This window comes from Gilvimarinus sp. 1_MG-2023 (genome assembly GCF_030548285.1).
Genome location: NZ_JAUOSC010001081.1, coordinates 1 through 268, shown reverse-complemented (window position 1 = coordinate 268; position 268 = coordinate 1). Strand labels below are relative to the sequence as shown.

The following is a 268-nucleotide window of genomic DNA, read 5'->3' as shown; positions in this document are numbered from 1 at the left end:
CCGTAGTCGACATCGACAGCGACTGGGTAACTGTGAACTCAGGTCTGAAATCTGAAGCTGTTATTCCCCGCAGCCAGTTCCTGAATGAAAAAGGTGAACTGGAAGTTGCTATTGGCGACGAAACCCAGGTTTCCCTGGAAGCGGTTGAAGACGGTTTTGGTGAAACTAAGCTGTCTCGTGAAAAAGCCTAGCGTGCTGAAAGCTGGAAAGAGCTTGAGAAAGCCTTTGAAGCTGAAGAAATGGTTACCGGTATTATCAACGGTAAGGT

Annotated in this window: 1 pseudogene; it reads left to right on the top strand. The window is 47.8% G+C overall.

Annotated features, from left to right (window positions below):
- Positions 1-268: pseudogene (gene rpsA, locus Q4563_RS20195) on the top strand (30S ribosomal protein S1); the annotation flags it as partial.